The organism is Micromonospora sp. Utrum1, from assembly GCF_057197805.1.
In genome coordinates this window covers 2,498,243-2,516,498 of sequence record NZ_CM170071.1, presented here as the reverse complement: position 1 = coordinate 2,516,498, position 18,256 = coordinate 2,498,243, and the positions used below count along the sequence as shown (strand labels likewise).

17 protein-coding genes are annotated in these 18,256 nt (G+C 73.4%); 7 read left to right on the top strand and 10 right to left on the bottom strand.

The genetic code is table 11. The annotated features are described in order from the left end of the window. Positions 1–4: 4 nt before the first annotated feature. Positions 5–3,538: a DNA polymerase III subunit alpha gene (dnaE, locus tag AC0OLQ_RS12095; protein WP_484531397.1), complete on the bottom strand. Its 3,534-nt coding sequence runs from the start codon at positions 3,536–3,538 to the stop codon at positions 5–7. A 186-nt stretch (positions 3,539–3,724) separates the two neighbouring features. Between dnaE and AC0OLQ_RS12090 the strand changes: the two genes are divergently transcribed. Together AC0OLQ_RS12090 and AC0OLQ_RS12085 are read left to right on the top strand one after the other, a co-directional pair. Next, the gene (locus AC0OLQ_RS12090) at positions 3,725–4,066 is read left to right on the top strand and encodes a PadR family transcriptional regulator (protein ID WP_484531396.1); all 342 of its coding nucleotides are present in this window, start codon (positions 3,725–3,727) and stop codon (positions 4,064–4,066) included. After that, a complete protein-coding gene (locus AC0OLQ_RS12085) occupies positions 4,063–5,007 on the top strand; it encodes a permease prefix domain 1-containing protein (RefSeq protein ID WP_484531395.1) in 945 nt (314 codons plus the stop codon). The genes AC0OLQ_RS12090 and AC0OLQ_RS12085 overlap by 4 nt, the downstream gene beginning before the upstream one ends. Positions 5,008–5,071: 64 nt before the next feature. Here AC0OLQ_RS12085 and AC0OLQ_RS12080 read toward each other — a convergent pair whose 3' ends face one another. Next, a complete protein-coding gene (locus tag AC0OLQ_RS12080) occupies positions 5,072–5,641 on the bottom strand; it encodes a GNAT family N-acetyltransferase (protein ID WP_484531394.1) in 570 nt (189 codons plus the stop codon). A 164-nt stretch (positions 5,642–5,805) separates the two neighbouring features. On the opposite strand from AC0OLQ_RS12080, the gene AC0OLQ_RS12075 reads away from it, so the two are divergent. After that, positions 5,806–6,345: an RNA polymerase sigma factor gene (locus tag AC0OLQ_RS12075; protein ID WP_484531393.1), complete on the top strand. Its 540-nt coding sequence runs from the start codon at positions 5,806–5,808 to the stop codon at positions 6,343–6,345. Next, positions 6,338–6,892, top strand: coding sequence for a hypothetical protein (locus tag AC0OLQ_RS12070; RefSeq protein WP_484531392.1), 555 nt, complete (start codon positions 6,338–6,340; stop codon positions 6,890–6,892). The genes AC0OLQ_RS12075 and AC0OLQ_RS12070 overlap by 8 nt, the downstream gene beginning before the upstream one ends. A 9-nt stretch (positions 6,893–6,901) precedes the next feature. Here the strand turns inward: AC0OLQ_RS12070 and AC0OLQ_RS12065 are convergent, their stop codons facing one another. Continuing rightward, positions 6,902–8,290, bottom strand: coding sequence for a serine/threonine-protein kinase (locus tag AC0OLQ_RS12065; protein ID WP_484531391.1), 1,389 nt, complete (start codon positions 8,288–8,290; stop codon positions 6,902–6,904). A 184-nt stretch (positions 8,291–8,474) separates the two neighbouring features. On the opposite strand from AC0OLQ_RS12065, the gene AC0OLQ_RS12060 reads away from it, so the two are divergent. Further along, positions 8,475–9,062 carry a hypothetical protein gene (locus tag AC0OLQ_RS12060; RefSeq protein ID WP_484531390.1) on the top strand — a complete coding sequence of 196 codons (588 nt, stop codon included), beginning with the start codon at positions 8,475–8,477 and terminating at the stop codon, positions 9,060–9,062. 179 nt (positions 9,063–9,241) lie between these two features. Further along, positions 9,242–9,640 carry a hypothetical protein gene (locus tag AC0OLQ_RS12055; RefSeq protein ID WP_484531389.1) on the top strand — a complete coding sequence of 133 codons (399 nt, stop codon included), beginning with the start codon at positions 9,242–9,244 and terminating at the stop codon, positions 9,638–9,640. 88 nt (positions 9,641–9,728) lie between these two features. On the opposite strand, the gene AC0OLQ_RS12050 is transcribed toward AC0OLQ_RS12055, so the two are convergent. From AC0OLQ_RS12050 to pgsA, 7 genes are all read right to left on the bottom strand, one after another. Beyond that, positions 9,729–10,478, bottom strand: a complete 750-nt coding sequence (locus AC0OLQ_RS12050) for a YebC/PmpR family DNA-binding transcriptional regulator (protein ID WP_091310004.1) — start codon at positions 10,476–10,478, stop codon at positions 9,729–9,731. Positions 10,479–10,747: 269 nt separating this feature from the next. Further along, a complete protein-coding gene (gene pdxT, locus AC0OLQ_RS12045) occupies positions 10,748–11,407 on the bottom strand; it encodes a pyridoxal 5'-phosphate synthase glutaminase subunit PdxT (RefSeq protein ID WP_484531388.1) in 660 nt (219 codons plus the stop codon). 56 nt (positions 11,408–11,463) lie between these two features. Continuing rightward, positions 11,464–12,381: a pyridoxal 5'-phosphate synthase lyase subunit PdxS gene (gene pdxS, locus AC0OLQ_RS12040; protein WP_484531387.1), complete on the bottom strand. Its 918-nt coding sequence runs from the start codon at positions 12,379–12,381 to the stop codon at positions 11,464–11,466. A 136-nt stretch (positions 12,382–12,517) separates the two neighbouring features. Beyond that, positions 12,518–13,021: a hypothetical protein gene (locus tag AC0OLQ_RS12035; protein WP_484531386.1), complete on the bottom strand. Its 504-nt coding sequence runs from the start codon at positions 13,019–13,021 to the stop codon at positions 12,518–12,520. Between the two features lie 82 nt (positions 13,022–13,103). After that, positions 13,104–14,264, bottom strand: a complete 1,161-nt coding sequence (locus AC0OLQ_RS12030) for a glycosyltransferase family 4 protein (protein ID WP_484531385.1) — start codon at positions 14,262–14,264, stop codon at positions 13,104–13,106. A gap of 14 nt (positions 14,265–14,278) precedes the next feature. Further along, entirely contained in the window at positions 14,279–15,214 is a 936-nt protein-coding gene (locus tag AC0OLQ_RS12025; RefSeq protein ID WP_484531384.1) for a phosphatidylinositol mannoside acyltransferase, read from the bottom strand. Beyond that, positions 15,211–15,831 carry a phosphatidylinositol phosphate synthase gene (gene pgsA / locus AC0OLQ_RS12020; RefSeq protein ID WP_484531383.1) on the bottom strand — a complete coding sequence of 207 codons (621 nt, stop codon included), beginning with the start codon at positions 15,829–15,831 and terminating at the stop codon, positions 15,211–15,213. Before pgsA ends, AC0OLQ_RS12025 begins: the two co-directional genes overlap by 4 nt. Before the next feature lie 251 nt (positions 15,832–16,082). Between pgsA and AC0OLQ_RS12015 the strand changes: the two genes are divergently transcribed. Further along, entirely contained in the window at positions 16,083–18,245 is a 2,163-nt protein-coding gene (locus AC0OLQ_RS12015) for an elongation factor G-like protein EF-G2 (protein WP_484531382.1), read from the top strand. The last annotated feature ends 11 nt before the right edge of the window (positions 18,246–18,256 follow it).

Genomic DNA, 18,256 nt, shown 5'->3' with positions numbered 1-18,256 from the left:
CGGGTCAGCTCACGTTGGCCGGGCCGAGGACGCTCTTCAGGTCGCCCATCAGCGCGGTGGTCGGTGCCACCCGGAACGGGCCGAGGCGCAGCGTGGTGACCTTGCCGCCGTTGAGCAGCTTGACGTGCACCTCGGTGTCGCCCGGGTGCAGCACCAGGGTCTCCTTGAGCTTCTCGACCAGCGGCGGCGTGCAGCGGTGCACCGGGATGGTGAGGGTGACCGGCTTGTTCGCCGGGTTGCTGCTGATGTCGGGCATCTGCATGTCCATCGCCATGATCCGTGGCGTGTCGTCGCGGCGGTCGACCCGCCCCTTCACCACCACGATGGCGTCCTCGGCGATGTACTGCCCGATCACCTCGTAGGTGTTGGGGAAGAAGAGCGTCTCCACCCCGCCGGCCAGGTCCTCCAGCGTGGCCGAGGCCCAGGCCCGGCCCTGCTTGGTGACCCGGCGCTGCACGCCGGAGAGGATGCCGGCCAGGGTGACCACCGCGCCGTCGGGCACGGTGCCCTCCTCCGACAGCGCGGCGATGGTGGTGTCGGCCGCCGCGCCGAGCACGTGCTCCAGGCCGAAGAGCGGGTGGTCGGAGACGTAGAGGCCGAGCATCTCCCGTTCGAACGCGAGCTTGTCCCGCTTGTCCCACTCGCTCTCGCCGATGACCGGCATGACCGTGGTGCTGCCGCCGGTGTCCGCGTCGCCGAAGCCGGCGCCGAACAGGTCGTACTGGCCGACGGCCTCCTTGCGCTTGACGTCGGCGTACGCGTCGATGGCGTCGGCGTGCACGGCGAGCAGGCCCTTGCGGGTGTGCTTCAGCGAGTCGAAGGCGCCCGCCTTGATCAGCGATTCGATGGTCTTCTTGTTGCAGGCCACCGCGTCCACCTTGGACAGGAAGTCGTAGAAGTCGGCGTACTCGCCCTTCTCCTCCCGGCAGCGCATGATCGCGGCCACCACGTTCGCGCCGACGTTGCGCACCGCGGCCAGGCCGAACCGGATGTCCTCGCCGACCGGGGTGAACGGCCCGGCCGAGGTGTTGACGTCCGGCGGGAGGACCTGGATGCGCATCCGGCGGCACTCCGAGAGGTAGAGCGCCATCTTGTCCTTGTCGTCGCCGACGGAGGTGAGCAGCGCCGCCATGTACTCGGCCGGGTAGTGCGCCTTGAGGTAGGCGGTCCAGTACGACACCAGGCCGTACGCGGCGGAGTGCGCCTTGTTGAACGCGTAGCCGGCGAACGGGACGAGGACGTCCCACACCGCCTGGATGGCCTGGTCGGAGTAACCGCGCTCGCGGCAGCCGTCCCGGAACGGGATGAACTCCTTGTCGAGGATCTCCTTCTTCTTCTTGCCCATCGCCCGGCGCAGCAGGTCGGCCTGGCCGAGCGTGTAGCCCGCGAGGATCTGCGCGGCGCGCTGCACCTGCTCCTGGTAGACGATCAGGCCGTAGGTGGGGGCGAGGATCTCCTGCAGCGGCTCCTCCAGCTCCGGGTGGATCGGCGTGATCTCCTGGAGGCCGTTCTTGCGCAGCGCGTAGTTGGTGTGCGAGTCCACACCCATGGGGCCGGGCCGGTAGAGCGCCAGCACGGCGGAGATGTCCTCGAAGTTGTCCGGCTTCATCAGCCGCAGCAGCGAGCGCATCGGCCCGCCGTCGAGCTGGAACACGCCCAGGGTGTCGCCGCGGGCGAGCAGTTCGTAGGCCGCCTTGTCGTCCAGCGGCAGGCCCAGCAGGTCCAGCTCCGTGCCGTGGTTGAGCTGGATGTTCTTGACCGCGTCGTCGATGATCGTGAGGTTGCGCAGGCCGAGGAAGTCCATCTTCAGCAGCCCGAGCGACTCGCAGGTCGGGTAGTCGAACTGCGTGATGATGACGCCGTCGGCGTCCCGCCGCATCAGCGGGATGTGCTCGATGATCGGCTCGGCGGACATGATGACGCCGGCGGCGTGCACGCCGGTCTGCCGGATCAGGCCCTCGATGCCCTTCGCGGTCTCGATGACCTTCTTGACGTCCGGGTCGGACTCGTAGAGGCCGCGGATCTCACCCGCCTCGGCGTAGCGCGGGTGCTTCGGGTCGAAGATGCCGGAGAGCGGGATGTCCTTGCCCATCACCGCCGGGGGCATCGCCTTGGTGATCCGGTCGCCCACCGCGTACGGGTAGCCGAGCACCCGCGCGGAGTCCTTGATCGCGGCCTTCGCCTTGATGGTGCCGAAGGTGGCGATCTGCGCGACCTTGTCCTCGCCCCACTTGTCGGTGACGTAGCGGATCACCTCACCGCGCCGGCGCTCGTCGAAGTCGATGTCGACGTCCGGCATCGAGATGCGCTCGGGGTTGAGGAACCGCTCGAAGATCAGGCCGTGCGGGATCGGGTCCAGGTCGGTGATGCCCAGGGCGTACGCGACCAGCGAGCCGGCGGCCGAGCCGCGGCCCGGGCCGACCGCGATGCCCTGGCTCTTCGCCCACTGGATGAAGTCGGCGACCACGAGGAAGTAGGACGGGAAGCCCATCTGGATGATGACGCCCAGCTCGTACTCCGCCTGGACGACGTGCCCCTCCGGGATGCCGTTCGGGAAGCGGCGCTCCAGCCCCTTGAACGTCTCCTTGCGGAACCAGGACTCCTCGGTCTCCCCAGCCGGGATCGGGAACCGCGGCATCAGGTTGTGGAACTCGAACATCCCGGCCGGGTCGACCTTCTCGGCGACCAGCAGGGTGTTGCGGCAGCCCTGCTGCCACAGCTCGGACGAGTCGACCGCGCGCATCTGCTCGGCGGACTTGACGAAGTAGCCGCCGCCCTCGAAGCGGAACCGGTTGGGGTCGGCCACGTTGCTGCCGGTCTGCACGCAGAGCAGCACGTCGTGCGCCTCGGCCTGCGCCTCGTGGGTGTAGTGCGAGTCGTTGGTGACCACCGGCGGGATGTCGAGCTTGCGGGCGATCTCGGTGAGCCCGTCCCGGACCCGGCGCTCGATGTCGAGGCCGTGGTCCATGATCTCCAGGAAGTAGTTGTCCTTGCCGAAGATGTCCTGGTAGGCGGCGGCGACCTTGAGCGCCTCGTCGAACTGGCCGAGCCGCAGCCGGGTCTGCACGGCGCCGGACGGGCAGCCGGTGGTGGCCATGATGCCCTCGGCGTGCTCGGCGATCAGCTCCATGTCCATCCGGGGCCACTTGACGTAGTGGCCCTCCATGGAGGCACGCGAGTTGAGCTTGAACAGGTTGTGCAGGCCGTCCCGGTTCGCCGCCCACATGGTCATGTGGGTGATCGCGCCGTTACCGGAGACGTCGTCGCTCTTCTGCTCCGGCCGGCCCCACTTGACCCGCTGCTTGTGGAAGCGCGACTCCGGCGCCACGTACGCCTCGACGCCGAGGATGGGCTTGACCCCGGCGGCCATCGCCTGCTTGTAGAAGTCGTTCGCGCCGTGCATGTTGCCGTGGTCGGTGATCGCCACCGCCGGCATGCCGAGCCGCGCGGCCTCGGCGAAGAGGTCCTTGAGCCGGGCCGCCCCGTCGAGCATCGAGTACTCGGTGTGTACGTGCAGATGCGCGAACGAATCGCCCATGCGTGGCGCCCCCCGGGGTGTGGATCAAGGCTGCGTCGGAGTCGACCGACCCACCCTACCGAGGCGATCCGGCGGGCTCCACCGTCCGCGCCGAGGGTGGCCCGGGTCTCTCCGTCCCGATGGTGCTGGCGCACACGATGCTGTATCGCTTGCACATAGTGTGTGGCACACACTATCGTGTGGTGCATGGTGAGCGAGGAGGTCCTTCGGACCCATCTCCAGGAGCTACGGCGCGGCACGGTGGTGGTGGCCAGCCTGGTCGCCCTGCGCCGGCCCGACTACGGCTACGCGTTGCTGCAACGGCTGGCCGCGCACGGCTTTCCGGTCGACGCCAACACCCTCTATCCCCTGCTCCGGCGGCTGGAGGAGCAGGGGCTGCTGACCAGCGAGTGGAACACCGAGGAGAGCCGGCCGCGCAAGTTCTACCGCACCAGTGACGAGGGCGGAGCGGTGCTGGGCCGCCTCCTCGACGAACTGGGCGCGGTGCAGACGTCCGTCACCCAGCTGATCGAAGGAGTGGACCGATGAGTTCCCTGACCGACCGTTATCTGGCGGCCACGCTGCGGGCCGTGCCGACGCAGCGCCGAACGGAACTCGCCGACGAGCTGCGCGCCTCCATCGAGGACATGATCGACGACCGGGCCGCCGGCGGGCAGGACCGCGGCGCCGCCGAGCGGGAGGTGCTCACCGAGCTGGGCAACCCCGAGCAGCTCGCGGCCCGCTACACCGACCGCCGCCTCCAGCTCATCGGCCCGCGCTACTTCCTGGTCTGGTGGCGGGTGCTGCGGCTGCTGCTCACCTTCATCCCGGCGATCGTCGGCGTGGTGACCGGCGTGGTCAAGGCGACGGTCGGCGGCGAACCGGACGCGGCGATCGGCGCGGGCATCGCGAGCGGCCTGCAGACCGCGGTGCAGATCGCCTTCTGGGTGACCCTGAGTTTCGCCGTGCTGGAGCGCACCGACACCTCGCTGAAGCTGCCCGAGTGGACGGTCGACCAACTGCCGGAGGAGGCCCGGGAGCGGCAGGTCACCCTGGTCGACGCCGGCGCCTCGATCGTGTTCCTGCTCACCACCATCGCGATCCTGCCCTGGCAGCACTTCCAGCCCTGGCTCTCCGGGGACGGCTCGCGGCTGCCGATGATCGACCCGGCGCTCTGGAGCTTCTGGCTGCCGGCGCTGATCGTGGTGCTGGTCGCCACCATGGGCCTGGAGATCGCGAAGTATCGGGCGGGCCGGTGGACCTGGCCGCTGGTCGCGGTCAACGCCGTGCTCAACCTGGCGTTCGCGGTGCCGCTGGTCTGGCTGCTGCTCACCGACCGGCTGCTCAACCCGGCGCTGATCGAGCGGTTCGCCTGGCTGCGCGAGGGCGGCGCGGAGGACGTGGCCCAGATCGCCACCGTGGTGACCGCCGTGGTCGTGGTCTGGGACGTGATCGACAGCGCGGTCAAGGCCCGCAAGGCCGCCGACTGACCGCACGCCACCGGCCGGCGCGCCCTCCCTCACGGGGGGCGCGCCGGCCGCTCTGCGGCAGGGCTCAGGCGCGGGCCGCCAGGGCCCGCCACTCCCGGGCGAGCAGGGCGTAGACGGCCTCGTCGGTCCACTCGCCCTTGACGAACTCGTTCTCCCGCAGGTGGGCCTCGCGGCGCATGCCGAGACGCTCCAGCACCCGGGCCGAGGCGGCGTTGCGGGCGTCGAGCCGGCCGACGATCCGGTGCAGCCCGAGGCCGTCGAAGCCGAGCCGCAGCAGCTCCCGGGCCGCCTCGGTGACGTACCCCCGGCCGGTGTGGTCGGGGTGCGCCACGTAGCCGATCTCGCCCTGCCGGTGCTCGCCGCTGGTCCAGCTGAGCAGCACGTCGCCGACGAACTCGCCGGTCTCCGGCAGCACCAGGGCCAGGTTGAGCACGTCACCCGGCGCGCGCAGCGCGGTGCGGCGCACCATCCGGTCCATCGCCGCCCGGGCGGCGGCGTCGTCGTAGGGCTCGTGGTAGAGGAACCGGCAGACCTCGGGCCGGCCGCGGTAGTCGCGCAGGACGGCCAGGTCGGCGGGGGTGAAGGCGCGCAGCAGCAGCCGATCGGTGCGCAGCGGCAGGTCGGGGACGAGCATGCCGGCAGGGTACGGGCGCGGGGGCCGGCCGGTCAGCCGGGTTTCCCGGCGATCCCGTGCTGCACGCCGGGGGGTTGCGTCGCCTGCCGGACTCGTCCGGGCTGTTCGGGCGGTGGTCGGCATAGCCTGGAATCCCGCCCCACCGGCGAGCACTGGACGAGCTGATGCCTCTCCCGGACGGTACCGACGAGCTGGCCAGGTCGGCCGCGCGCGGCGACCGCGACGCGCTCGACGCGCTGCTGGTCGCCGTGCGGCCCGAGGTGCTGCGCCAGTGCGCCCGCCTGCTGCCCCACCGCCAGGACGCCGAGGAGGCCTGCCAGGACGCGTTGCTGGCGCTGGCCCGGGGGATCACCCGGTTCGAGGAGCGGTCGTCGTTCCACACCTGGCTGTACCGGCTCACCGCCAACCGGGCGCGCTCCACCTACCGGGTGCTGCGCCGACGCTGGCAGCTGGAGGCCGGCGGCATGCCGCTGCCCGACCCGCCCGATCCGCGACGGACCAGCGTGGTGGCGGGCACCCGGCTCGACCTGCTCGACGCGCTCGACGCCGTCCCGCCTGACCTGGCCGAGGCGGTGACCCTGCGGGACGTGCTGGGGCTGAGTTACCGCGAGATCGCCGGCCTGCTCGGCCTGCCCGAGGGGACCGTGAAGTCCCGGATCCACCAGGCCCGCCGGCAGGTGCGACAGTGGATGTCCGATGGCTGAGCCGCCCCGCCGGTGCCGCCGGCGTGCCGCCGCGACCCCCGCCCTCGCCGCCGTCGTCGTCCTCGCGGGGGCGCCGGCCTGCGCCGACCGCCCGGTCTCGCCGCTGCCGGTCCGGCCGCCCGCGGCGGCGGCGAGCACCGAGGCCGCCGCCGCGCCGTCCACCTCCATCGCACCCACCCCGGAACCGTCGACGGTCACGCCGCTGAGCCGGCGCCCCGCGCCGCCCGCGGCGACCCGGAGCCGAACGGCCCGGCCGGCCACCTCGGCGCCGACCGCGTTGCCGAGCGCGTGTCTCGGCGCGGTCCGCTACGACCTGGTCCTCGCCGAGACCGAACTGGCGCTGGTGAAGTCGCTCTGTTTCGCCACCGGCGGGGTGCTGCGCATCCGGGGCATCGGGCCGGGTCAGGTCAGCGTGGACCGGGAGGACCTGGTCTCCCGCAGCTACGAGGCCGGCGTGGTGGACATCCGGTTCGTGCGGGCCGGCACCGTCGTGGTGACGATCCCGCAGGACGGCCGGACGTACCCGATCACGGTGGTGGTGGTCTGACCGGGCGGCCTACCCGACCCGGACCCCGGCGAGCAGGGCGTCGACGAAGCCCGGGCCGCTGCCCGTCGGCGGGGTGAGCTGCAGGTAGAGCAGGCCGCCCGCACCGGGGGCCCGCCCGGCGGCCTCGACGATCACCGGCCGGGCGCCGGGGCAGGCGAACGCGGCGACGATCCAGTCGACACCGCCCTGCCGTGTGCGCCGCACCGGCGCCGCGGCGCAGTCCGCGTGCGGGCGTTCGGCCAGGAAGCCCTCGGGGGTGGTGCGGCGGGCGGTGCCGGCGGAGAGGCCGACGAACGCGCCGGGCACGCCCGGATCCGCCGCCCAGCGGCCCGGGTCCGGGGACACCACGAGCGCCGGCTCCAGCTCGCCGTCGTCGCCGTACTGCCCGGCCCAGCCGGTGCCGTCGGCCCGCCAGCCGGCCGGCAGGGCGACGGTGAGCGGCCCGCTGCGCCCCGCGGCGCCGGCCGGGCTCCGGGTTCCGGCATCACCCGCCGCCGCACCCAGCACGACGAGCACCAGGGCGACCGCCCCGGCCGGGACGAGTCGACGTCGGTCCGGCGGCCGGTCCGGCCGCGGCGGCCGGGACGCACCGTCGGCGGGGGTCGCCGCGGCGCGGCGGAGTGCCGCCCGGAACGCGGCCGCGTCCGGATAGCGGCCGGCCGGGCGGGCGGCGGTGGCCGTCCGGAGCACGGCGGCCACCGCGGGCGGCACGCCCGCCCGCAGCCGCGGCAGCTCGGGGCCGACCCGCCGGTCCTCCCGCGGACCGCCCCGCACGGCGTCGCCGAGCAGCGTGAGGCCGAGGCGGCCCAGCCCGAACACGTCCGCGCGGGTGTCGACGACCGCGAGCGGGTCGTCCTGCTCGGGCGCCATGTAGCCGGGGGTGCCCGCCCGGGCGGTCAGCCCGGAGGCGGCGGCGAGCGCCTTGGCCAGCCCCAGGTCGGCGATGAGCACCCGTTCGGCGCCCGGCCCCGACCGGAAGAGGATGTTGCCCGGGGTGAGGTCACGGTGCACGATGCCGTGCCGGTGCAGCACCGCGACCCCCGCCGCGATCTCGTCGAGCAGCGTCACGGCCGCGGCCGCCGGGAGCGGACCCCGCGCCAGCCGGTCCCGGAGGCTGCCGCCGTCCGCCCAGGCCAGCACTGCGTACGGGCGGCCGTCGGGAAGCTCGCCCACGGCGTGCACCCGGACCAGGCGGTCGTGGTCGAGCCGGCGTAGCAGCCGGGCCTCGTCGAGGAAGCGTTCCCGCACCCGCAGGTCGTGGCACCAGTTCTCGGCAAGCACCTTGATCGCCACCCGGCCGTCGAGCACCGGGTCGTACGCGAGCCAGACCGTGGCGAACGACCCCGCCCCGAGCAGCCGCTCCACCTGGTAGGCCCCGATTCGCGTCGGCGCGGTCATCGCATCACCTCCGGGATGGCCACCCCGGCCGCCGTTCCCTCGACGGTAGACGCCGCAGCCGGCCGGCGGCACTCCCGGCGGCGGCGACCGGCGGCCCCGGACCGGAGCGTCGGAAACCCGACGAACCGAACCGGCCGGGCCGGAGACCAACAGGGCAGGAGAACCGAACGGAAGGAAACCCGTCATGAACCGACTCTGGTCCATCGTCCTCACGGGACTGCTGGCCCTCACCGCCGTCGTCCCGGTGACCGTCGCCTCCCCGGCCGCGGCCGGTGTGCCGGCGACCCGGGCGACCGCCGACGCGGTGGGCGGCCCGGCGGCCGCCGCGGCGGTCGAGGTGCTCAGCGTCCGCGGCGCCGGCCCGTACCGGATCGGCGCCCGGCTCGACCGGCTCGCGGCGGCCGGCCTGATCGACTGGACGGCGCCCGGGTGCGCCGGGATGCTGCACGCCGGCGCCACCGGGGCCTGGGCCGGGGTGATCCTGCTGGCCTTCCGGGACGGCCGGCTGGTGTCGGTCGGCACGGCCACCGTCCCGCCCCGCTCCCCGGCCGGCGCATCGGTCGGCATGTCCTTCGCCGAACTGGAGCGCATCTACGGGCGGCGCGGCGCGTTGATCCGCAACGATGCCGGGAACGCCGAGGCGTACCTGGTCCGGTTCGGGTCCCGGGTCGAGCTGTTCACCGGCCACCCGATCCGCCCCGGGGTCGGCTACTTCGAGGCCGGGCCGGCGTCCTACGTGGAGCGCGGCTTCCGGCAGGGCCCGTCCTGCTGAACTCCGGTCCGGGCACAACCGGGCGCCGGGCGACCAGGTCGCCCGGCGCGACCGGTACGGATCGTGGTCGAGGTCGGCCGACCGAGGTCATGACCCCCTCGGAGACGGTGGACGAGACGGAATCACCACCGTCCCGGCGGGGCGGTAGCGTGGCATGATCTGTGCGAGGATCGCCAGCCATGAGTGCCGACCCGACGTATCTGCACGCCCTCGCCGGCGAATGCGTGGACCTGGTGTCCCGGCAGTTCGGTCGTCGGCTGGACTGGTCACCCGAGAGCCTGTCGACGCTCGACGAGGTGTGCGCCGACCTGCTCGCCGACGGGCCGCTCGCCGAGGAGCGCCTTGACCTGTGGTGGCAGCTGATCGGCGCCTACACGGGCGAGGTCGTCATCCGGGCCTACGCCGGCGAGTGGGTCGAGCACGAGATGTCCCGCGGGGCCCCGGCGGTCGCGGTGCTCGGCGTGACCGGGTTCCCGTTCGGGCTGGCCGCCCGGGTCCTGGACGGTGAGCCGCACAAGAGTTTCGCCTCGTTCGTGCACGCTCTGCCGGCCATCGCCCAGCGCACGAAGAGCGACTGACCCAGGCGGCCGGTTCAGCGAGGCGCCGGGTACGGAAAACGCGCCGCCGAACCGACGCATGGTCGGCTCGGCGGCGCGTCCGGCGACCTCAGCCGACCGCGGCCATGACCTCGTCGGAGACGTCGAAGTTGGCGTAGACGTTCTGCACGTCGTCGCAGTCCTCGAGCACGTCGATCAGCTTGAAGATCTTGCGCGCGCCCTCCTCGTCCAGCGGCACGTTGACGCTGGGGATGAGGGAGGACTCGGCCGACTCGTACTCGATGCCGGCGTCCTGCAGGGCGGTGCGGACCGGGATCAGGTCGGTCGGCTCGGAGACCACCTCGAACGCCTCGCCGAGGTCGTTGACCTCCTCGGCGCCCGCGTCGAGCACGGCCATCATCACGTCGTCCTCGCTGGTGCCGGCCTTCGGGACGATCACCACGCCCTTGCGGGAGAACATGTACGACACCGAGCCGGCGTCGGCGAACGAGCCGCCGTTGCGGGTGAGCGCGGTGCGCACCTCGGTGGCGGCGCGGTTGCGGTTGTCGGTGAGGCACTCGATGAGCAGCGCGACGCCGTTCGGGCCGTAGCCCTCGTACATGATCGTCTGGTAGTCGGCGCCGCCGGCCTCCAGCCCGGAGCCGCGCTTGACCGCGCGGTCGATGTTGTCGTTCGGGACGGAGTTCTTCTTGGCCTTCTGGATGGCGTCGTAGAGCGTCGGGTTGCCGGCGGGGTCCCCGCCGCCGGTCCGGGCCGCCACCTCGACGTTCTTGATCAGCTTGGCGAACATCTTGCCGCGCTTGGCGTCGATGACGGCCTTCTTGTGCTTGGTGGTCGCCCACTTTGAGTGGCCGGACATCTCATACCTCCGTCTGTTGACTCACGCCTGCGTCGACTGTCCGCGCCCGCGCCGAACCGGGACCGCCGGGCGGTCGGCTGGGGGGCGGCGGCGGGCGGTGAGCCCTGCCGAACCGCGGCAATCCTATCGAGGTCGCGTCCCCGCATGTCACACCCGGCACCGCGGCCGGCCCGGCGAGGTGGGCGGGGCCCCTGCCGGAGCACGACGAGCCGGGCCCGGAACACCTGCCCGCCGACGTCCCAACCAGGACAAAAGGGCCCGCCGGGAGGTCAGGCGGCCGCCCGGACCAGATCCACGAAGTAGCGGTGCAGCCGCAGGTCGCCGGTGAGCTCCGGGTGGAACGAGGTGGCCAGCAGGTGGCCCTGCCGGACCGCGACGATCCGGCCGGCGGCCGGCCCGGACGACGACTCCAGCTCGGCGCGTCCGACGCCACGCTGCGACCTGGAGTCGTCGTCGGTGACCCGGCCGAGCACCTCGACGCCCGCGCCGACCCGCTCGACCCAGGGGGCCCGGATGAAGATCGCGTGGAACGGCTCGCCCTCGACCCCGGTGATCTCCACGGGCGCCTCGAACGAGTCGACCTGCCGGCCGAACGCGTTGCGCCGGACGGTCATCTCGATGCCGGCGAAGCCGCGCTGGTCCGGGCGGCCGTCGAGCACCTCGTCGGCCAGCATGATCATGCCGGCGCAGGAGCCGTAGACCGGCATGCCGCCGGCGATCCGCTTGTCGATCGGCTCGCGCATCTCGAAGATGTCGGCGAGCTTGCTGATGGTGGTCGACTCCCCGCCCGGGATCACCAGGCCGTCGACCGCGTCCAGCTCGGCCGGGCGGCGCACCGGACGGGCGTCCGCGCCGGCCCCGGCCAGGGCGGCGAGGTGCTCGCGCACGTCGCCCTGGAGGGCGAGCACACCGATGACGGGTGCGGTCACTCCTCGCTCCTCTCGCTCGTCGGACGGGGCCCGGGCCGGGCCCCGTCCGGTCGCCGTCACCAGCCGCGCTCGGCCAGCCGGTGCGGCTGCGGGATCTCGTCGACGTTGATGCCGACCATCGCCTCGCCCAGGCCGCGGGAGACCTTGGCCAGCACGTCCGGGTCGTCGTGGAAGGTGGTGGCCTTCACGATCGCGGCGGCGCGCTGGGCCGGGTTGCCCGACTTGAAGATGCCCGAGCCGACGAAGACGCCCTCGGCGCCGAGCTGCATCATCATGGCCGCGTCCGCCGGGGTGGCGATGCCGCCCGCGGTGAACAGCACGACCGGCAGCTTGCCGGTCTCGGCGATCTCCTTAACCAGCTCGTACGGCGCCTGCAGCTCCTTGGCCGCCACGAACAGCTCGTCGGCCGGCAGCGACTGCAGGCGGCGGATCTCCTGGCGGATCTTGCGCATGTGGGTGGTGGCGTTGGAGACGTCACCGGTGCCGGCCTCGCCCTTCGACCGGATCATGGCGGCGCCCTCGGTGATCCGGCGCAGCGCCTCGCCCAGGTTGGTCGCGCCGCAGACGAAGGGGACGGTGATCGCCCACTTGTCGATGTGGTTCGCGTAGTCGGCCGGGGTGAGCACCTCGGACTCGTCGACGTAGTCGACGCCGAGGGACTGGAGGATCTGCGCCTCGACGAAGTGGCCGATCCGGGCCTTGGCCATCACCGGGATGGAGACCGCGTTGATGATGCCGTCGATCATGTCCGGGTCGCTCATCCGGGAGACGCCGCCCTGGGCGCGGATGTCGGCGGGCACCCGCTCCAGCGCCATGACGGCGACCGCGCCGGCGTCCTCGGCGATCTTGGCCTGCTCGGGGGTGACCACGTCCATGATCACGCCGCCCTTGAGCATCTCGGCCATGCCCCGCTTGACGCGGGCGGTGCCGACGACCGGGTTGGCGTTGGTGTTCGGGGAGGTGGATTCGGGCACGGGTCATCGCTCCTTGGACGTGCGCGGGGGGTGGCTGCGAAAAGGCTACGACGGGGTCAACGCCGGTCCGACAGCCAATCAGACCCCCGGTGGCCTGCTCTGTGGTCGGCGTCACCGGGGTCGGGGCACCGCCCGCTCAGCCGGTGGTGACGTCCGCCCGCGGGATGACCGTGGGATCGTCGATGTCGAAGTAGCGCGGCCACTCCCGCCCGCGTCCCATCCGCAACAGGCGTACCAGGGGGCGGCCCCGGGCCGCCCGGGCGTCCCGGACCAGATCGGTGTGCACCTGCCGCGCCAGGGCCAGCCGCCGGCTGGCGGCGATCACCGCCTCGCAGGCCGGGTCCGCCGGGTCCAGCTCCACCGTGCGCAGCTGCCGGGTGAGGTCGTTCTCCGCGGCCTCCCGCTCCTCTTCGACGGCGTCCAGGGCGATCCGGGCGGCCGCGTACAGCTCCACGCCGTAGCGCTGCTCGGCCAGCACCGCGGCGGCGGCCGCGCGGCGCAGCAGGTGCGCGTCGAGCGCCCGGGCCGCCGACTCCGCGCGCGACTGCAGCCGCTCGACCCGGCCGGCGGTCCAGATCAGGTACGCCGAGACCAGCCCGAGCACCAGGAGCGCGCCCACCACCCACCACATGCCCGGCATCGTAGTGCTGCTCCTCATCCCGCCCGGCCCGCGCGGGCACGGGTCGACGCGCTCGTCACAGCGGCCCCACCGGCCACCGGGTTCAGCCCAGCTCCGCCCATTCGGTGTCCATGACCCGGCCGTCGGTGGCTTCGATCGCCGCTGCGTATACCTCCAGAACCCGGCGGGCAACCACGGGCCAGTCGAAATTCGCCACCACCTGGTCGCCGCAGGCGGTCAGCGCGGCCCGCTGCCCGGCGTCGTCGAGCAGCTCGGCCAGGGCGGTACGCAGCGCCGCCGCGTCCCCGGTCGGGAAGAGCCGGCCGGCCCGCCCGCCGTCCAGCACCCGGCGGAACGCGTCCAGGTCGCTGGCCACCACGGTGGTGCCGGCGGCCAGCGCCTCGGTGAGGATCATCCCGAAGGACTCCCCGCCGGTGTTCGGTGCGACGTACAGGTGCACGCTGCGCAGCATGCGAGCTTTGTCCGCCTCGGAAACCATGCCGAGGAAGGTGACCCGGTCCCGCAGCCCGGCCGGGAACTGCCCGAACAGGTCGTCGGCGTCGCCCGGCCCGGCCACCAGCAGGCGCAGCCCGGGGCGGTGCGGGGCGAGCGCGACGAAGGCGTCCCGCAGGATCGGGAAGCCCTTGCGGGGCTCGGTGAACCGGCCGAGGAAACCGAGGGTCCCGCCGGTGCCCGGCCCGCACTCCCCCGGCCAGCCGGACAGCGGCTCGACGCCGGCGAACTTCGCCACCGCCACCCCGTTGGGGATCTCCACGGCGCCGCCGTCCATGTGCTCGACCTGCACCTTGCGGGCCAGGGCGCTCACCGCGATCCGGGCGGTGATTCGTTCGAGGAGGATCTGGAGCACCCCCTGCGCGGCGGAGAGCACCCGGGACCGGGTCATCGCGGTGTGGAAGGTCGCCACCACCGGGCCCCGGGCGCAGAGCACGGCGAGCATCGACAGGCTGGGGGTGAGCGGCTCGTGCACGTGCAGCACGTCGAAGTCGCCCCGGGTGATCCAGCGCCGCACCCGGGTCGTGGAGACCGGGCCGAAGGCGATCCGGGCCACCGAGCCGTTGTACGGCAGCGGCACCGCCCGGCCAGCCGAGACCACGTACGGCGGCAGCGGCGAGTCCTCGTCGGCCGGGGCCAGCACGCTCACCTCGTGGCCGAGCCCGAGCAGCGCCTCGGCCAGGTCCATGACGTGGTTCTGCACCCCGCCCGGCACGTCGAAGGAGTACGGGCACACGATGCCGATCCGCATTGCGCCCCGCTCCCTCAGATCGTCCCGGTGGTGGACGCCGGCGGCGCCGGCGCGGTGGAGCGGTCCGTGCGCTGGTCCAGCCACATCCGCTGCAACATGTGCCAGTCTTCCGGATGCCGGGCGATGCCCACCGCAAGACCGTCGGCAATCCGCTGGGTCACCACGCGCACCCGGGCGTCCAGCGGGGCGCTGCCCTCCTCGGGCAGCTCCAGCGGGCCCTCGATGGCGGCGCGGGCGCGGTCCGGCTCGAACCACAGCGAGGCCACGTAGAGCGGCGCGCCGGTGCGCAGCGCCAGCAGGGCCGGGCCGGCCGGCATCCGGGTCGGGCCGCCGAAGAACTCCACCTCCACGCCCCGGGCGGAGAGGTCCCGGTCGGCGAGCAGCGGCACCACGGCGCCCGCCCGCAGCCGGTCCACCAGCACGTCGAACGCCGGCCGGTCGCCGCCGGAGGTGGGCAGGATCTCCATGCCGAGGCCCTGCCGGAAGGCGAGGAAGCGCTTGTAGAGGCCCTCCCGCTCGAGCCGCTCGGCGACAGTGGTGATCGGCCAGCCGTTTGCCGCCACCCAGGCGCCGGCGGCGTCCCAGTTGCCGGCGTGCGGCAGCGCGACCACCGCGCCCCGCCCGGCCGCCACGTCGGCGGCGAGCTTCTCCTGGCCGTCGAGGTGGAACCCGGCCAGGATCTCCTGGCGGCTCAGGCTCGGCAGCCGGAACGCCTCCAGCCAGTACCGGGCGTACGACCGCAGGCCGGCGCGGGCCAGCTCGTCCAGCTCCGCCTCCGGCAGCTCCGGGCCGACCACCCGGCGCAGGTTGGCGCGCAGCCGCTGAACGCCCTTGCCGCCCCGGCGGTGGGCGCGGTCGGCGCCTGCCCGGAAGGCCGCGGCGACCACGGGCCGGGGCAGCGCGCGGACCAGGCGCCAACCGGCGACGTAGCCCGCCTCGGTGAGGTTCACTCCCGGCCGGCCGGCTGTGCCTGCCGGTACACGTGGGCCATCCGCTGCCCGACCGTGAAGATCGAGACGGCGGCGAGCAGCCAGAGCGCGATCTCCAGGGCCGGGTCGACGCCGAGGCCGGTGAGCAGGCCGCCCACGCCGACGATCAGCAGCCGCTCGGTGCGCTCGGCGATACCGACGTTGGAGGTCATCCCCAGCCCCTCGGCGCGGGCCTTGACGTAGGACACCAGCCCACCGGCGGCCAGGCAGAGCAGCGCGGCGGCCACCGCGGAATGGTCGCGCTCGGTGGCCAGCCAGTAGGCGACCGCGCCGAAGACCGCGCTGTCGGCGATCCGGTCCATGCTCGAGTCGAGGAAGGCCCCGAACCGGGTGGAACCGCCGCTCATCCGGGCCATCGTGCCGTCGAGCAGGTCGGTGAGCGCGAAGACCGTGACGATCAGCGCACCGGCGACCAGATGACCGCGGGCACCGAAGCCGAGCGCCCCGACGAGCACGCCGACGGTACCGGTCACCGTGACCGCGTTGGGGGACACACCGGCGCGGAGCAGGCCGCGCGCGACCGGCTCCACGACGCGGGTCATCCCCGCGCGGGCCGTCACTTGGAAGATCTTCGCCATGGCTGTCCCACGATAACGGCCGGCAGCGGCCGGGGACACAGCCGGTCGTACCGACCCGCCAGGCGTACTTGTGCCGACCCGGTTACAGGTGTGAGATCGAGCGTGGGAGGTGAGCCAGTTCACCGGATCACCCGTCCGCGTACCCGTCGTCCAGGAGATCACCGGAAGATATCGCCGCGGTGCCCGCCCGGGCCGCTTCCCCGTCGCGCGCGGCGGTCGCCACCACCACCGGTTGAGGGAGGTGCGCCGCGATGGCGCAGAAGAATCAGGAGAAGGGTGTCACCGGCGGCGCGCCGGTGGTGACCGAGCCCGGCAGGGTTCGCAACGTGGTGCTCGTCGGGCACTCCGGGGCGGGCAAGACGACCCTGGTCGAGGCGCTGCTCGCGGCCAGCGGCACGATCGGCCGGGCCGGCAGCGTCACCGACGGCACCACGGTCTGCGACCACGACCCCGCCGCCGTCCGCCAGCAGCGGTCGGTGAGCCTGGCCTGTGCCCCGCTGCTGCACCGCGACGTCAAGGTCAACCTTCTGGACACCCCCGGGTACGGCGACTTCGTCGGCGAGTTGCGCGCCGGGCTGCGGGCCGCCGACGCGGCGCTGTTCGTGGTCTCCGCCGTCGACGGGATGGACGCGGCCACCGCCGCGCTCTGGGAGGAGTGCGCCGCGGTCGACATGCCCCGCGCCGTCGCGGTGACCCGGCTGGACCACCCGCGCGCCGACTTCGACGAGGCGGTGGCGCTCTGCCAGCGGGTCTTCGGCGACAACGTGCTCCCTCTCTACCTGCCGATGCTGGGCGACGACGGCGAGTCGGTCGCCGGCCTGATGGGGCTGATCACCCGGCGGGTCTTCGACTACTCCCAGGGCCTGCCGGCGGCGGTGCGCGCGCCGGACCCGGAGCACCTGCCGGCCATCCTCGAGTCCCGCAACGAGCTGATCGAGGGGGTCATCGCGGAGAGCGAGGACGAGACGCTGATGGACCGCTACCTCGGCGGCGAGGAGATCGACACCGAGGTGCTCATCACCGACCTGGAGACGGCGGTCGCCCGCGGCCACTTCTACCCGGTGGTGCCGGTCTGCGCGGAGACCGGCGTCGGCCTGGACGCGCTGCTGGACGGCCTGGTGGCGGCGTTCCCGTCGCCGCTGGAGCACGAGCTGCCCGCGGTCACCGGGGTGGACGGCTCGCCCCGGCCGCCGCTGGCCTGCGACCCCGACGGCCCGCTGGTCGCCGAGGTGGTCAAGACGACCGTGGACCGGCACGTCGGGCGGGTCTCCCTGGTGCGGGTCTTCTCCGGCACGCTCAGCCCCGACCAGGTGATCCACGTGTCCGGGCACGGCATGGCCGAGCGCGGTCACCCCGACCACGACGCCGACGAGCGGGTCGGCCACATCTACAGCCCGCTCGGCGCGACGCTGCGCGAGGTGCAGACCGCCGTGGCCGGGGACATCTGCGCGATCACCAAGTCGGGCAGCGCGGAGACCGGCGACACGATCTCCACCAAGGACGAGCCGCTGCTCATCGCCCCGTGGGAGATGCCGGAGCCGCTGCTGCCGGTGGCCATCGTGGCGAAGAGCCGGGCCGACGAGGACGCCCTGGCCCGTAACCTGGCCCGGCTGGTCGCCGGCGACCCGACGCTGCGGCTGGACCGCAACGCCGAAACCCACCAGCTGGTGCTCTGGTGCATGGGCGAGGCGCACGCCGACGTGGTGCTCGACCGGCTGCGCGCTGGCGGGGTGGAGCTGGAGACTGAGCCGGTCCGGGTGGCGCTGCGCGAGACGTTCACGACCGGCGCCCAGGGGCACGGCCGGCACGTCAAGCAGTCCGGCGGCCACGGCCAGTACGCCGTCTGCGACATCGAGGTCACGCCGCTGCCCCGGGGCGCCGGCTTCGAGTTCGTCGACAAGGTGGTCGGCGGCGCGGTGCCGCACAACTACATCCCCTCGGTGGAGAAGGGCGTCCGCACCCAGATGGAGCGCGGCCTGGTCGGCGGCTACCCGGTGGTCGACCTGCGGGTGACCCTCTTCGACGGCAAGGCGCACAGCGTGGACTCCTCCGACGCGGCGTTCCAGACCGCGGGCGCGCTCGCCCTGCGGGACGCCGCCGAGAAGGGGCAGCCCACGCTGCTGGAGCCGGTCGACGAGGTCACCGTCCGGGTGCCCGACTCGTCCGTGGGCGCGGTGATGGGCGACCTGTCCGGCCGGCGCGGCCGGGTGCTCGGCACCGAGCCGGACCCGGACGCCGAGGGCCGCACCCTGGTCCGCGCCGAGGTCCCGGCCACCGAGCTGCTGCGCTACGCGGTCGAGCTGCGCTCGATGACCGCCGGCACCGGCACCTTCCGGCGCGAGTTCGCCCGCTACGAGCCGATGCCCACCCACCTCGCCGAGCAGGTCCGCAAGGAGGCCGGCGGCCGTTCCTGACCGTGCCACCG

Coding starts and splice junctions, on each gene's coding strand:
- dnaE (WP_484531397.1), bottom strand. CDS start 3,538: ATGGGCGATTCGTTCGCGCATCTGCACGTACACACCGAGTACTCGATG.
- AC0OLQ_RS12090 (WP_484531396.1), top strand. CDS start 3,725: ATGGTGAGCGAGGAGGTCCTTCGGACCCATCTCCAGGAGCTACGGCGC.
- AC0OLQ_RS12085 (WP_484531395.1), top strand. CDS start 4,063: ATGAGTTCCCTGACCGACCGTTATCTGGCGGCCACGCTGCGGGCCGTG.
- AC0OLQ_RS12080 (WP_484531394.1), bottom strand. CDS start 5,641: ATGCTCGTCCCCGACCTGCCGCTGCGCACCGATCGGCTGCTGCTGCGC.
- AC0OLQ_RS12075 (WP_484531393.1), top strand. CDS start 5,806: ATGCCTCTCCCGGACGGTACCGACGAGCTGGCCAGGTCGGCCGCGCGC.
- AC0OLQ_RS12070 (WP_484531392.1), top strand. CDS start 6,338: ATGGCTGAGCCGCCCCGCCGGTGCCGCCGGCGTGCCGCCGCGACCCCC.
- AC0OLQ_RS12065 (WP_484531391.1), bottom strand. CDS start 8,290: ATGACCGCGCCGACGCGAATCGGGGCCTACCAGGTGGAGCGGCTGCTC.
- AC0OLQ_RS12060 (WP_484531390.1), top strand. CDS start 8,475: ATGAACCGACTCTGGTCCATCGTCCTCACGGGACTGCTGGCCCTCACC.
- AC0OLQ_RS12055 (WP_484531389.1), top strand. CDS start 9,242: ATGAGTGCCGACCCGACGTATCTGCACGCCCTCGCCGGCGAATGCGTG.
- AC0OLQ_RS12050 (WP_091310004.1), bottom strand. CDS start 10,478: ATGTCCGGCCACTCAAAGTGGGCGACCACCAAGCACAAGAAGGCCGTC.
- AC0OLQ_RS12035 (WP_484531386.1), bottom strand. CDS start 13,021: ATGCCGGGCATGTGGTGGGTGGTGGGCGCGCTCCTGGTGCTCGGGCTG.
- AC0OLQ_RS12030 (WP_484531385.1), bottom strand. CDS start 14,264: ATGCGGATCGGCATCGTGTGCCCGTACTCCTTCGACGTGCCGGGCGGG.
- pgsA (WP_484531383.1), bottom strand. CDS start 15,831: ATGGCGAAGATCTTCCAAGTGACGGCCCGCGCGGGGATGACCCGCGTC.
- AC0OLQ_RS12015 (WP_484531382.1), top strand. CDS start 16,083: ATGGCGCAGAAGAATCAGGAGAAGGGTGTCACCGGCGGCGCGCCGGTG.